We start from the raw sequence: 12,868 nt of genomic DNA, 5'->3' as shown, positions 1-12,868 counted from the left end.
GGGCGGCACCTCTGCGCGGCGGGTGTCCCGTCCGGCAGTGCGCCTGGGGCGCGCAGGCCCCGTGCCGAGTATGCCGCGCGCGGCCAACGCGGCGGAATAACTCATTCAGGTAGAAAGCGCGCCGTGCGGCAGGGCGGGGGCCTCGCTTGTGGCGCCTCCGGCGCAGGGATAGACTGGGCGGGTTTCCCGATCCCTCCCCATCCCCCCGAAGCGCCCATGCGTCGCGCCCCCGGTGCCGCGCACAGCGCTACGCCCCATGAAGCCAGACGCCAGACTGACCACCGGCCCGATCGGCCGCACCCTGCTGCTGTTCTCGCTGCCGGTGCTCGGCAGCAATATCCTGCAGTCGCTGAACGCCTCGATCAATTCGGTCTGGGTCGGGCGCTTCCTCGGCGAAGCCGCGCTGACGGCGACCTCCAACGCCAACATCATCCTGTTCTTCCTGCTGGGCGTGGTGTTCGGCATCAGCATGGCCAACACCATCATGATCGGCCACGCGGTAGGCGCGCGCGACCTGGACGAGGCGCGCCGCGTGGTCGGCACCAGCACCACCTTCTTCGTCGCGATGTCGGTGCTGGCGTCGGTGCTGGGCTTTATCTACACGCCCGCCATCCTGGCCGCCATGAACACGCCGCAAGATGCCGCGCCGCTGGCGGTGACCTACCTGCGCATCATTTTCCTGGCGCTGCCGTTCATGTACTTCTACAACTTCGTGATGATGACGCTGCGCGGCGCGGGGGATTCGCGCACGCCGTTCTGGTTCATGCTGCTGTCGGTGGTGCTGGATGTGGCGCTCAACCCGGTGCTGATCTTCGGCGTGGGGCCGATCCCGCCGCTGGGCATCGGCGGCTCGGCGCTGGCTACGCTGATCGCCCAGCTGGTGAGCCTGGCGGCAATGATGGTGCTGCTGTACCGGCGCCGCCATTTCCTGCTGCTGCATCGCGGACAGCTCGGGCTGCTGCGGCCCGATCCGGCGATCCTGCGCGCGCTGGTGGTCAAGGGCCTGCCGATGGGGCTGCAGATGGTGGTGATCTCGTCGTCCGCCATCGTGATGATGGCGCTGGTCAACGCCTATGGCTCGCAGACCACCGCCGCCTATGGTGTCGCCTCGCAGCTCTGGACCTACGTGCAGATGCCGGCGCTGGCCGTCGGCGCAAGCGTGTCGTCGATGGTGGCGCAGAACGTCGGCGCGGGGCTGTGGCAGCGCGTGTCGCGCATTACGCGCGTCGGGCTGGTGTTCAACGTGGCGATGACCGGCGCGCTGGTGGGTCTGATCTACCTGTTCAACCGGCATTCGCTCGGGCTCTTCCTCGGCACCGACGGCGTGGCCATCGGCATCGCCCAGCATATCAACGTGGTGGTGCTGTGGTCGTTCATCCTGTTCGGCTTCACCATCGTCATCTTCGGCACGGTGCGTGCCACCGGCGCGGTGATGGCGCCGCTGGTGATTCTGTTCCTGTCGATGTGGGTGATCCGGCTGCCGTTCGCGTGGGCGCTGGGGCCGCGCCTCGGCGCGGATGCGATCTGGTGGAGCTTCCCCGTGGGCTCGATGGTGTCGCTGGCGCTGGCGGTCGGCTACTACCGCTTCGGCAACTGGCGCAGCAGCCATATCCTGCCAGCGGGGCCGCATCCGGCCGAGGCGGTGGGGCAGGCGCCGGATACCAGCATGGGTACGCCGTGCGAAGACGCGGGTCCCGTTGCGGACGAGGCCGAGGCCGCAACGCCCGAGGCGGAAGGCGTGAGCTGACGCAGCGTTTTCCAGCGGAAAATATTCGCGCCTTGAAAGCCATTCGAAAGATCGGCGTGTCATCTTGTCACCGCTGGCACTCCCTCCCAGCGCACGCGCGCCATGTCCCCAAGGCTGTGATCGCGCGTCTTTCCGGCCGCGCCTTGCGTTGACGCAAGCGCGCGTGCCGTCTTGTTCGGCGCTCTTCTCAGCCGATATTCCTCCCCATTTTTGGAAGCGAAAATACATCACAACATGATGTATTGATCCTCGCTCGCCTCGCAGGCTTTAGCCCTGTTTTTCTGGCGCATCGGTAAATACCCCTAAGCCAAGACAAATGAAAGGCGCCTGAAAGATCGCGTCTCTAAGGTTCGGTTCAACCGTCGGGGAGCATGCCTTGCGCATGTCTCGTTGCGCCAGAGCCAGCGCACGACCCGGCACGGAATTTCGTGAACTTTGAGGAGAATCATTTTGCGCATACGCAGCCAAAAGGACTTTGCCTCCGGCCTGATGTTCGTTCTGGTCGGTCTGGGCTTTTCCTGGGTCGCTCGCGGCTATTCCATGGGAACGGCCGCAAAGATGGGACCCGGATATTTCCCCTTCCTGCTGGGACTGGTGCTTGCCGTGCTCGGCGCGGTGGTGCTGTTGTCTTCGCTGTCGTCCAGGGGCGAGGAAGACCATCTCGCGCGCTGGGACGTGAAGACGCTGTTGTGGATCCTGGGCTCGGTGGTGCTGTTCGGCCTGCTGCTCAAGCCGCTGGGCATGGTGCTGTCGGTGTTCGTGCTGGTCATGGTGTCGTCGATGGCCAGCCATGAGTTCAGCTGGAAGGGTGCGCTGCTCAACGCCGTGGTGCTGGTGCTGATCAGCCTGGGCGCCTTCGTCTACGGCATCAACCTGCAGATGCCGGTGTGGCCGGCCTTCATCACCGGTTAAGGAGACGCCGACCATGGAATTGTTTGATCACCTTGCGCTGGGTTTCTCCACGGCGCTGTCGCTGCAGAACCTGGCCTACGCCTTCCTCGGCTGCGTGCTGGGGACGCTGATCGGGGTGCTGCCGGGCCTGGGGCCGCTGGCTACCATCGCCATGCTGTTGCCGGTCACCTACACGCTGCCGCCGGTGGCAGCGCTGATCATGCTGGCCGGTATTTACTACGGCGCGCAGTACGGTGGCTCGACCACCGCCATCCTGGTGAACCTGCCGGGCGAATCGTCGTCAGTGGTGACCACGATCGACGGCTACCAGATGGCCAGGCGAGGGCGAGCGGGGGTGGCGCTGGCAACGGCGGGCCTGGGCTCGTTCTTTGCCGGCTGCGTCGCCACGCTGATCCTGGCTGCGTTTGCCACGCCGCTGTCGGAGCTGGCGTTCAAGTTCGGCCCCGCCGAGTACTTCTCGCTGATGGTGCTGGGCCTGATCGGCGCCGTCGTGCTGGCTTCGGGCTCGCTGCCCAAGGCGGTTGCCATGATCGTGCTGGGCCTGCTGCTGGGCCTGATCGGTACTGACGTGAACTCGGGCGCCGCGCGCTTCTCGTTCGACGTTCCCGAGCTGACCGACGGCATCGACTTCGTTGCATTGGCCATGGGCATGTTCGGCTTCGCGGAAATCATCGCGAACCTGGAACAGAAGGAGGCTCGCGAGACCTTCACTGACCGCGTGACTAACCTGTTCCCGAACAAGGAAGACTTCAGGCGCATGATCCCGGCGGTGCTGCGCGGCACCGCGCTGGGTTCGGCATTGGGCATCCTGCCGGGCGGCGGTGCGGCACTGGCTTCGTTTGCAGCGTATTCGCTGGAGAAGAAGACCTCCAAGTTCGCGCATGAATTCGGCAAGGGCGCGATCGAAGGCGTGGCAGGTCCGGAATCGGCCAACAACGCCGCGGCGCAGACTTCGTTCATTCCGCTGCTGACGCTGGGCATTCCGCCCAACGCGGTGATGGCGCTGATGGTGGGGGCGATGACCATCCACAACATCCAGCCCGGCCCGCAGGTGATGACCAGCAACCCGGCGCTGTTCTGGGGCCTGATCGCCTCGATGTGGATCGGCAACCTGATGCTCATCATCCTGAACCTGCCGATGATCGGCATCTGGGTGAAGCTGCTGACCGTGCCTTACCGCTTCCTCTACCCGGCGATCCTGGTGTTCTGCGGCATCGGCGTGTACTCGGTCAACAACCAGACCTTCGACGTGTTCATGGCGGCCGGCTTCGGCGTGATCGGCTATCTGTTCCTGAAGCTCAAGTGCGAGCCGGCGCCGCTGCTGCTGGGCTTCGTGCTGGGGCCGATGATGGAAGAGAACTTCCGCCGGTCGCTGCTGCTGTCGCGTGGCGACTTCACCGTGTTCGTGACGCGCCCGCTGTCGGTCGGCCTGCTGATCGCCGCCGCGGCGCTGGTGGCGGTGGTGGCCCTGCCGTCGATCAAGGCCAAGCGCGAAGAAGCGTTCCAGGAAGAATAGCGCCGCGCGCGCCCCGGGACTGCGCCGCCCAGACGGTTCATGAAAGGCGGCGCACACAATGCAAGCATTCGGGGTGCCTTCGCGCACCCCTCTTTTTTTTCGCGGACCGCCGTGCCCCGTGCCGGCCCGTCATTTTCGACAAGAGAGTGCCCGACTGCGGCAGCAGTCATGGGCTGCGCATGATGATCAGGATTCCCGCACCATCGGGTGCGCCGACAGCGCCCATGAAACCGCCTACCCTTGACCGGTTTTTTTCCCGCGTCTACGTTCTCAAGCTCGTCCAGTCAAGCCCGTCCACGGTCATGAACCTGGTCGACCGCCTGCGCGAGCGCGGCATCGACAAGAACATCCGCTCGCTGCGGCCGGTGCTGCGCAGCCTGATGATGGCGCGTGCCATCACCGCCGAACTGGTCGAAGGCAGCGGCCGCGTCTACTGCATTACCGAACGCGGGCGCGCCGAGCTGGAGCAGTACATAGCGCATCTCGCCGTGCTGAAGGCGGACCTCGCGCCGGGCGACGGCGACGACATCCATCAGGGCGGCGCCACTCCATAGAAAAAAGGCCGACCCTCTCGGATCGGCCTCCTGCCTGCCTGACCCGCACACGGAGTGCGGGCAGGCGCGAAACGGGCTGCGGGCGCTTACTGCGTCACCAGTTCCAGGCCGGCTTGCGCCTCGTCATCGCCGCGCGCCACCAGCACCTTGATCTTGTTCGGCACGGTCGCGCCGATGCCGTCGACCGGGATGGTCGTGATCAGCCAGTCGGCATTGTTGGCCAGCGTGAGCGCACCCGAGTCAAAGATCACCGTCTTGCTGCCTGCCGGCGTGATGCGCAGGCGATAGGTGCCGCCATCCAGCTCAATCGAGTCCTGGCCCGAAGCCGGCGAGGCCTGCTTGTACGCCACGGCGCCGAAGGTCGGTCCTACCGAGTTCAGGTCGATCGCAGGCATGGTCACGTAGATATCAACGTTCTGCGCATTGAACGAGGCGTTCAGGCTGCGCACGCGCGCCTTGTTCGACAGCAGGCCCTTCCCGAACGGATCGTCGATAGTCAGCGCTTCGGCAACGGTTGCACCCGGCAGCGCCACCACGGTGTATTTATGGCCGGTGGCCGCGACGAGCGTGGCCCGCGCCAGTTCAGTCTGCGTGCCGGCGACGTTGAAGGAGATCAGCTGGTTGCCCGTCTCCACATTGAAGTAGGTCGAGACGAACTTGTAGGGCTTGTTCAGGAAGCTGGTCTTGACACCGTTCTGCAGCACGTCGACGTTCGGGCCGCCGGTCACTGCGTGGATCGCGCGGATCGAGGGCTTGCTCAGCCCGACGCGGTCATCGATGCCATCGTCGCCGCCACCGCAGGCCGACAGGACTGCCGTTGCGGCCAGGGCGAGACCGAGGATAAGACTGGTTTTGGATCGGAACATGGGTCACCTCTTACCGTTGGAATCAGAGACGAGCTGGCCCGTATCCGCGCTGGGCGCGACGGTCGCGTGGCCAGTTTGCTATCTGCTGCAGGCGCGGCGATTGCGCTTGCCGTGATGCAACGATAGGTAGCAGCGCTGATACAAGGCAGGCGCGCGGTTCCGAATTCCATGTCGGACGATTCCGACAAGAAGTGATTCGGACAGGAGGCGGTGTGGGGGCAAAGCCAGTCAGCGCATGGCCGCGCGGGCGGAAGGGGGGCGGCTGCGCAAAAGGTGCGAGTGTGTAACCGGTTGTTGCCGCCCCGTGTTTGTGCTCAGACCGAGAGTTCCGTGGTGCGGTTCCGCAGTCTGCTTCTGTTCACGGCAATGACATCATCACCTGGTTGCGGCCATTGCGCTTGGCCTGATAGAGCCCGGCGTCCGCCACTTCCACCAGCCGGCTTGCCGGCTCCTCAGGCTGTGGCACCAGCACGGCACCGCCGATGCTGACGGTGACGCAGTCGCTGGTGGGCGAACCGCTGTGGACGATGCGCAGCGCCTCGACCGAGCGCCGCACCTTTTCGGCCAGCAGCCGCACGCCGCCCGGCGAGGTACCCGGCAGCACCATCGAGAATTCTTCGCCGCCAAAGCGCGCCGGCAGGTCGGCCGCGCGCGTGCAGTTGTTGCGAAGCACCGTGGCGACGCGGCGCAGCACCTCGTCGCCGGCAACGTGCCCGTAAGTGTCGTTGTACGCCTTGAAACTGTCGACATCGAGCATCAGCAACGCCACCTGCGTCTGCTCGCGCTGCGCGCGGCGCCATTCGGCGCCGAGGTATTCGTCGAAGTAGCGGCGGTTGGACAGCCCGGTCAGGCCGTCTGAATTGGTCAGCCGCTGCAGCTCCAGGTTGGTCTCGAGCAGCTGCTGCTGGCTTTGCCGCAGCGCGCGATAAGCCTCGTCGCGCTGCAGCAAGTTGAGGTAGGAGCGTGAGTGGTAGCGGATGCGCGCGATCAGCTCGATGCTGTCGGGCAGCTTGACCAGGTAATCGTTGGCCCCGGCCGCGAACGCCGCGCTCTTCATCGCGGCTTCTTCCTTGGTCGACAGCACGATGATCGGAATATCGCGCGTGGCGGGGTTGTCGCGGTAGCGCCTGACCAGCGTCAGGCCGTCAACGCCCGGCATCACCAGGTCCTGCAGGATCACGGTGGGCTTGGTGCGCGCGGCCACGGCGACCGCCTCGTCGGGGTTGGCGCAGTAGTGGAAGTCGATGTCCGGCTCGGTCGACAGGGCGCGGCGCACGGCCTCGCCGACCATGGCCTGGTCGTCCACCAGCAGCACCATTGCCACGTTCTCTTGCGTGGCCGCGCCTGGGCTGGCGGGTCTGGTAGGGGCTGGGTGTTCGGGTTGCATTGTTTCGGGGTCCTGGGTGTGCTGTCCCGGTGCCGCCCGGGACGTATGACAGTTTTTCGCTATCTGCCTGGAAAGCGCCTCGTCAGGGTAGTACGGTACGGCTGCCGCAAACCTGCACCAGGCGCGGCGCGATGCGCGGCAGCGGCAGGATCTCGGCGGCGGCGCCCATGGCCGCGGCGGCCTTGGGCATGCCGTACACGGCGCTGGTGGCGCGGTCCTGGGCGATGGTGAGGAAGCCGCGCTCGCGCATCGCCTTCAGTCCGAGCGCGCCGTCGCGCCCCATGCCGGTCAGCAGCACGCCGACCACGTCGCCGCGCCAGTGCTCCACCACGCTTTCAAAGAAGACGTCGATGGAAGGCCGGTACAGGTAGTCGCACGGTTGCTCAGTGTAGGCCATGCGCGTGGGGCTGGTCAGGCGCAGGTGGTCGTTGGTGCCTGCCAGCAACACCGTGCCCGCCCGCGGCGTGTCGCCGGCGCGCGCCAGGCGCACCGGCAGCGCGCACTGGCCGTCGAGCCAGTCGGCCATGCCCGCGGCAAAGGCCTCGTCCACATGCTGCACCGTGACCACCGCCGCGCCGAAATCGGCCGGCAGCGCGCCCAGCAGCGTGGCCAGCGCGGCGGGCCCGCCGGCCGAGGCGCCGATAGCCACCAGCCGCGGCGCGGCCACCGCGCGTGGCGGCGCCGCCAGCGTGTGCTGCGGTGCGACGCGGCCGGCCAGCAGCCGGCCGATATTGCGCAGCTTGCGCAACAGCGGCCCGGCGGCGAGCTGCGCATCGGCTTCGGCCAACGTTGGGGTGTCGACCGCATCGATGGCGCCATGGCCCATCGCGTCGAACACCTGCGAGGCATTGCGGCCCAGGTCCATGGTGACCACCACGATCGCACAGGGCGTTTCGGCCATGATGCGGCGCGTGGCCTCGACGCCGTCCATCACCGGCATCAGCAGGTCCATCAGGATCAGGTCCGGCGTGTGGCTGGCGGCCATCTGCACGGCCTGCGCGCCGTCGCCGGCGACCCAGGCGATCTCGAAGGACGGGTCGAGCGCAAGCGCCCGGCGCAGCGCGGCCACCGCGAGCGGCGAGTCGTTGACGATGCCGATTTTCATGTACGTGCCTCGCCGATCAGATCATTTACCGCGTCCAGCAGCGCGGCGTCGTGGAAACTGCCCTTGGCCAGATAGTAATCCGCGCCCGCCTCCAGGCCGCGCTGGCGGTCCTGTTCGCGGTCCTTGTACGACACCACCATCACCGGCAGCTGGCGCAGTGCGGCGTCCTGCCGGATGCGGCGCACCAGCTCGATGCCGTCCATGCGCGGCATGTCGATATCGGTGATGACCAGGTCGAAGGGCTCGGCGCGCAGCACGTTCCAGCCGTCCATGCCATCGACCGCCACCGCCACGTCGTAGCCACGCCCGGCCAGCAGCTTGCGCTGCAGTTCGCGCACGGTGAGCGAGTCATCGATCACCAGCACGCGCCGCGCGCGCACCTGCACGCTGGCCGCGGCCGCCTGGCGCACGCCGGCGATGCGGCCCTCGGATACCAGCTTCTCGACCGAGCGGATCACGTCCTCCACGTCGAAGATCAGCACCGGCGTGCCGTCGTCGGTCAGGCTGCCGGCGGCAATGTCCTTGACCTTGCCCAGCGCCGCCGGCAGCGGCTGCACCACCAGCAGCCGCTCGCCCAGCATGCGGTCGACGGCGATGCCGTAGGTCCGCTCCGCCTCGCCCACGATCACCACCGGCACATCGTCTTGTTCCTGCGCGCTCTCGGGCCGCTGCAGCACCTGCGCGGCGCTGACCAGGCCCACCGCGCGGCCTTCGTGGCGGAAATGCTGGTGGCCTTCGGTCTGCTCGATCTCGCTGCGCGCCACCGCGGCCGCGCGCAGCACGCGGCCCAGCGGAAAGGCATAGGCCTCGCCCGCGACCTCCACCAGCAGCGTGCGCACCACCGACAGCGTCAGCGGCAACTCCAGTTGGAAATGCAGGCCGAGCCCCGGCTGCTGCGTCAGGCGCAGGCTGCCGCGCACGCGCCGCACCATTTCCTGCACCGCGTCCAGGCCCACGCCGCGGCCCGAGACCTCGGACACGGTGTCGCGCATGCTGAAGCCGGGCAGCAGCAGGAAGTCGAGCAGCTCGGCCTGCGACAGCCGCGTGGCGGTATCTTCCGAGGCCAGGCGCCGGCGCACGATGGCGCGACGCAAGGCCTCCAGGTCGACGCCCGCGCCGTCGTCGAAGATCTCGATCACCAGCCGGCCCGCATTGTGGCGCGCCTGCAGCGTGATGCGGCCCTCGGCGGGCTTGCCCTGCGCGGCGCGTACCTCGGGCGGCTCGATGCCGTGGTCGACGGCGTTGCGCAACAAGTGCGCCAGCGGCGCGTCCAGCGCTTCCAGGATGTCGCGGTCCACCTGCGTGCCCGCGCCGATCAGCTCCAGGTGCACGGACTTGTCGAGGCTGCGGCCGAGGTCGCGCACCATGCGGGCGTAGCCGGTCAGGCCGTCCGCCAGCGGCCGCATGCGCGAGGCCAGCGCGCTGTCATAGAGCCGGCGCGCCAGCCGCGTGGCGCGATGGTCGTACTGGTCGAACTCTTCCAGTCGCTCGGCGAGCTGGCTGTGGCCGTCATCCAGCAGCTCGCGCAATGTCGTCAGCGCCGCGCGCGCGCGCTGCCGGCCGCGCCGGCGTTGCCGTCCAGCACTTGCTGCAGCGCCTCCTTCAGCGTATCGGCGGCATGCAGCGCGCGCGCCTGCTGGCGCCTGGCCTTCTGCAGCGACTTGCCGAAGGGGCGCAGCCAGTGCGACTCGACCATGGCCTCGCCGGACAACGCCAGCAACTGGTCGAGCGTGTCGGCGCTGACGCGCAGCATGCGTTCGTGCCCGTCGGCCCCAGTCGCAGGGGACGGCGTTTGCGGTGGTGGCGCGGCCAGCGGCTCGGCGCTATCCGCAGGAGGCGCCGCGGAAGCGGCGGGTTCCGGTTCGGCTGCCACGGTTTGCGATGGCTCCGGCAGCGGCGCCGGGGCCGTGGCGAACGGCGCCGCCGCGCCGCCGTCCAGCGTGCCCAGCCGCTGCACCACCGCATCGATCTGCGCGCGGCCGGCGCCGTCGGCCCAGCCCAGGTCGCCGCCGGGCGGATGGCCGATGTGCAGCAGCAGGTCGGTGCCTTGCAGCAGCGCATCGATATGCGCGGCGGTCAGCGGCATGCCGCCCTGCGCGGCCACCAGGCAGTCTTCCATCGCATGCGCGACGCGCACGCCGCCGTCCAGCCCGACAATGCGTGCCGCGCCTTTGAGCGAATGCGCGGCGCGCATGCAGGCTTCGAGCTGGTCGGCCGCGGCCGGGTTGCGCTCCAGCGCCAGCAGCCCGGCATTGAGCACGTCGGCCTGGGATTCGGCTTCGAGCGCGAACAGCTCCAGCAGCGAGGCGTCGCGCAATTGCTCGGGATTCATGCCAGGCTCCGTGCCAGCGCCTGGCGCACCAGGGCCGCGTCGAGCAGCCCGACGGTGCGGCCCTGGTCGGCGAACAGCGCCTGCGTATAGCGCGCCGACGCACGCGCGAGCGTGGCGGGCAACGGCTGCAGCGCGTGCTGCGGTACGCGGGCGATGCCGGACACCTCGGCCACCGGCAGCGCGATGGCGCCGCGGCCCTGGCCGAGGATCAGGAAGCGGGTGCCGTTACCGTGGCTGTCGGCCGGCGCGGCGCCCGCGTCGAACAGCCGCGCCAGCGACAGGCAGGCCAGGAGGTTGCCGCGCACCGCGGCCAGCCCCAGCATCGCGGCATCGCGCCGGTGCGGCAGCGAATGGACCGGGGCGGGGGCCGTGACCTCGCCCAGCGCCGCGGTCGGCAGGGCCAGCCATTCATCGCCGATGCGGAACACCAGGCAGGACTGCGTGGCGCCGCGCCCGGTGGACGTGTCCGGATGGTCCTCGGCGAGGGTGGCGGCATCGGGCAGTTCGTCCGGCAGCGCATCCAGCCGTTGCGCGTCCAGCAGCGTCGCCGCGGCCTGGGCGTAGGTGGGGCAGTTGCGGCAGTGTCCGTGTTCGGCCAGCGCGGGGCAGGAACCGTCGCCGCTTACGCCGATGCGCCGCCAGCAGTCGTCGACGGCGTCGGTGCGCAGGAGAATGCCTTGTGGCTCAGCCATGGTGCTTGCGGGTGTGGCGCTGCGCGCGCTGGCGCAGGCGCATGGCGCCGTCGTGGTCGCCCAGGGTGTCGAGCAGCGCGGCCAGGTGGCACAGGCTTTCCTGGTGCGCGGGGTCCAGGTAGAGCGCCTTGCGGTAGGCGGCGTGCGCCTGCGCGGTGCGGCCGGCGGCGTCGTGCAGCACGCCCAGCATGCAATAGGCGTCGGCATCGGCATCCGGCCCCGGGCCGTCGAGCAGGGCCAGGCACGCCGAGGTGGCGGCTTCGAGTTCGCCGCGGTCGGCTATGCCGGCAATGCGGGCCAGCGCGGCGGAGCGGTCGCTGGCCGCCGCCGTCGCCGACGGAGCCGGCGCGGGACGCACGGGGGCTGGCCGCATCGGGACCGGCGCGCGCGGCAGCCTGGGCGGCGCGGCCATCCGTGGCGGCGGCTTGGCGTGGACGGGTGCGGAGACTGGCGCTGCCGCGGCGCGCGCTGGGTCCGGCTTGCGGAACGCAAAAGTGAGCGGCACGCCCACCGACTCCAGCCCCTGCGCGCTCAGCAGGCTGGCCTCGGCCGGCCCCACGAACAGCATCCCGTCGGCCATGGTCAGGCGCGCCAGCGTTTGCACCGCGCGCCGCTGCCCCGGCGCATCGAAGTAGATCAGCAGGTTGCGGCAGAAGACGAAATCATAGGGCGGCTCGCCCGCCAGCAGGCCGGGATCGACCAGGTTGCCCTGCAGCAGTCGCACCTGCGCCCGCACGCGCGGGTCCAGCATGTAGCCGGTCGCGGTGGCGGTGAAATAGCGCGCGCGGAAATCCAGCGGCGCGCCGCGGAAGGCGTTGGGCCCGTATTCGCCCGCGCGCGCGCGGGCCAGCGCGCGGGCGCTGATGTCCACCGCGTCGATGCGAAAGCGCGCCGGCGGCACGCCGGCATCGAGCATGGCCATGGCGATCGAGTAGGGTTCCTCGCCGGTGGAGCAGGGCAGGCTCAGCACCCGCAGCGTGTGCGCGGTGTCGGCGAAGGCGCGCTCGGCGGCAAAGCGGCCCAGCGCCAGCAGGGCTTCGCGATGCCGGAAGAACCAGGTCTCAGGCACCACCACGGCCTCGATCAGCGCCTGCATTTCGTCGGCGGTGCCGTGCAGCAGGTTCCAGTAGGCCTGGGTGTCGGCGGCCTGCAGCGCCTGGCTGCGCTCGCGCACGGCGCGCTCCACCGCGCCGATGCCGATGGAACCGGCATCCAGGCCGATGCGTGCCTTGAGCAGGGCCTCGACGTGCGTGGCAGTGCTCATGATGCGGCCTCCGGTGACGTGTCGGCGAACAGCATGGCATGGATTTCGTCTGGCAGCAGGGCCCCGACGCGCACCCACTGCACCAGGCCGCGCGCGTCCTGGCGCACCGGCCCGAGGTAGCGCGGGCTGGCGCCGGCCAGGCCGCCATCGACAAACGATTCCGGCGGGCAGCGCAGCGTCTGCGTGGCGGATTCCAGCCGCAGGCCCAGCAGCCGCCGCGCCTCGTCCTGGTGGCGGCGGTAGTGGACCAGCACCGTGCGCGTGCTGGTGCGCAGCGCCGCCGGCACGCCGGTGGCCAGCGCCGGCAGGTCGATCACGGGTACCGGCTGGCCGCGGCGTTCCATCATGCCCGCCACCCACGCCGGCGCGCCGGGGATCTGCTTCACGCGCGTGAGCGGCAGCACCTCGGCGATCTCGGCGGCATCGAGCGCATAGTGGTCATTGCCGAGGCGGAACAGCAGGAACAGTTTCATGGCGGCGGCGCGCAGGGGCG

Annotated in this window: 10 protein-coding genes and 1 pseudogene; 4 read left to right on the top strand and 7 right to left on the bottom strand. The window is 69.0% G+C overall.

Annotated features, from left to right (window positions below; genetic code table 11):
* Positions 1–256: 256 nt before the first annotated feature.
* The 4 genes from K307_RS16585 to K307_RS16570 all read left to right on the top strand — a co-directional run bounded on the left by K307_RS16585 (position 257) and on the right by K307_RS16570 (position 4,729).
* Positions 257–1,747: an MATE family efflux transporter gene (locus K307_RS16585; protein ID WP_042879708.1), complete on the top strand. Its 1,491-nt coding sequence runs from the start codon at positions 257–259 to the stop codon at positions 1,745–1,747.
* 450 nt (positions 1,748–2,197) lie between these two features.
* Positions 2,198–2,659, top strand: coding sequence for a tripartite tricarboxylate transporter TctB family protein (locus K307_RS16580; RefSeq protein ID WP_042879707.1), 462 nt, complete (start codon positions 2,198–2,200; stop codon positions 2,657–2,659).
* A gap of 13 nt (positions 2,660–2,672) precedes the next feature.
* Positions 2,673–4,175 (top strand): tripartite tricarboxylate transporter permease, encoded by a 1,503-nt coding sequence (locus K307_RS16575; RefSeq protein WP_042879705.1) that lies wholly within the window; start codon positions 2,673–2,675, stop codon positions 4,173–4,175.
* 224 nt (positions 4,176–4,399) lie between these two features.
* Positions 4,400–4,729: a helix-turn-helix transcriptional regulator gene (locus tag K307_RS16570; RefSeq protein ID WP_042879704.1), complete on the top strand. Its 330-nt coding sequence runs from the start codon at positions 4,400–4,402 to the stop codon at positions 4,727–4,729.
* An 86-nt stretch (positions 4,730–4,815) separates the two neighbouring features.
* Here K307_RS16570 and K307_RS16565 read toward each other — a convergent pair whose 3' ends face one another.
* The 7 genes and pseudogenes from K307_RS16565 to K307_RS16535 form a co-directional block, all read right to left on the bottom strand.
* Positions 4,816–5,595, bottom strand: coding sequence for a DUF4397 domain-containing protein (locus tag K307_RS16565; RefSeq protein WP_042879702.1), 780 nt, complete (start codon positions 5,593–5,595; stop codon positions 4,816–4,818).
* Between the two features lie 358 nt (positions 5,596–5,953).
* The gene (locus K307_RS16560; RefSeq protein ID WP_042879701.1) at positions 5,954–6,982 is read right to left on the bottom strand and encodes a diguanylate cyclase; all 1,029 of its coding nucleotides are present in this window, start codon (positions 6,980–6,982) and stop codon (positions 5,954–5,956) included.
* An 82-nt stretch (positions 6,983–7,064) separates the two neighbouring features.
* Complete coding sequence (locus tag K307_RS16555; protein ID WP_042879700.1) at positions 7,065–8,087, bottom strand: chemotaxis response regulator protein-glutamate methylesterase; 1,023 nt, start codon at positions 8,085–8,087, stop codon at positions 7,065–7,067.
* A pseudogene (locus tag K307_RS16550) lies at positions 8,084–10,419 on the bottom strand (hybrid sensor histidine kinase/response regulator). The gene K307_RS16555 and the pseudogene K307_RS16550 overlap by 4 nt, the downstream one beginning before the upstream one ends.
* Positions 10,416–11,111, bottom strand: coding sequence for a chemotaxis protein CheW (locus K307_RS16545; protein ID WP_042879698.1), 696 nt, complete (start codon positions 11,109–11,111; stop codon positions 10,416–10,418). The pseudogene K307_RS16550 and the gene K307_RS16545 overlap by 4 nt, the downstream one beginning before the upstream one ends.
* Positions 11,104–12,375 (bottom strand): CheR family methyltransferase, encoded by a 1,272-nt coding sequence (locus K307_RS16540; RefSeq protein WP_042879695.1) that lies wholly within the window; start codon positions 12,373–12,375, stop codon positions 11,104–11,106. Before K307_RS16540 ends, K307_RS16545 begins: the two co-directional genes overlap by 8 nt.
* Complete coding sequence (locus K307_RS16535) at positions 12,372–12,848, bottom strand: chemotaxis protein CheW (RefSeq protein ID WP_042879694.1); 477 nt, start codon at positions 12,846–12,848, stop codon at positions 12,372–12,374. Before K307_RS16535 ends, K307_RS16540 begins: the two co-directional genes overlap by 4 nt.
* Between the last annotated feature and the right edge of the window lie 20 nt (positions 12,849–12,868).

This window comes from Cupriavidus necator A5-1 (genome assembly GCF_000744095.1).
Lineage (GTDB): Bacteria > Pseudomonadota > Gammaproteobacteria > Burkholderiales > Burkholderiaceae > Cupriavidus > Cupriavidus necator_A.
The sequence above is the reverse complement of the archived record's forward strand: the minus strand, read 5'-3'. Positions and strand labels throughout refer to the sequence as shown.